At 62.2% G+C, this 1044-nt stretch carries 1 protein-coding gene and 1 pseudogene; both read left to right on the forward strand.

What is annotated here, in order from left to right; translation table 11 throughout:
• On the forward strand, positions 1-672 hold a 672-nt coding region (locus GR158_RS25030), incomplete at its 5' end, for a carbohydrate ABC transporter permease (protein WP_160873053.1).
• Between the two features lie 11 nt (positions 673-683).
• Positions 684-1044, forward strand: a pseudogene (locus tag GR158_RS25035) (carbohydrate ABC transporter permease); the annotation flags it as partial.

Consider the following 1044-nt stretch of genomic DNA (forward strand, 5'->3'; position numbering starts at 1 on the left):
TCGATCTGGAACACGCTGCTGATCGTCGGCGGCGTGCTCTTGATCACCGTGATCGGCGGCATTGGCATCGCGCTCCTGCTCGACCAGCCGATGTGGGGGCAGGGGATCGTGCGCATCATGATCATCTCGCCCTTCTTCGTCATGCCGCCGGTGGCCGCGCTCGTGTGGAAGAACATGATCATGCATCCCGGCTACGGGGTGCTCGCGGACATCAACCGCGCCTTCGGTTTCCAGCCGGTCGACTGGTTCGCCCAGTTCCCGCTGTTTTCGATCATCATCATCGTCGCCTGGCAATGGCTGCCCTTCGCCACCCTGATCCTGCTCACGGCGCTGCAATCGCTCGATGGCGAGCAGAAGGAAGCGGCGGAGATGGATGGCGCGGGCTTCGTGAGCCGCTTCGTCTACCTGACGCTGCCGCATCTGTCGCGCGCCATCACGGTCGTCATCCTCATCCAGACCATCTTCCTGCTCGGCGTCTATGCGGAAATCCTCGTCACGACCAATGGCGGGCCGGGCTATGCCTCCACCAACCTCGCCTTCCTGATCTATCGCACCGCACTTCTGGGCTATGACGTGGGCGGCGCATCGGCGGGCGGCATCATCGCGGTCATCCTGGCCAATATCATCGCCTTCTTCCTGATGCGCGCCGTCGGCAAGAACCTGGACAAGTAGGGAGAAACGTCATGGCACGAGCAGTCTCGACCCGCCGCATGGCCGTGGCCACCGCCGCCGCCTGGATCATCGCCCTCATCATCTTCTTCCCGATCCTCTACACCGTCATCACCTCGCTGAAGACGGAGACGGAAGCGATCAAGGGCTTCAACCTCATCCCGTCCTTCACGCTGGAAAGCTATGTGTCGGTGCAGACGCAGAGCGGTTATCTGAAGCCGTTCATGAACTCGGTGATCATCGCGGTCGGCTCCACGATCCTCGCGCTCTTCGTCGCCATACCGGCCGCATGGTCCATGGCGTTTTCGCCGACGAAGCGCACCAAGGACATCCTGATGTGGATGCTCTCCACCAAGATGATGCCGGCGGTCGCCG

Origin of the sequence: Shinella sp. AETb1-6 (genome assembly GCF_009826875.1) — a bacterium.
Lineage (GTDB): Bacteria > Pseudomonadota > Alphaproteobacteria > Rhizobiales > Rhizobiaceae > Shinella > Shinella sumterensis.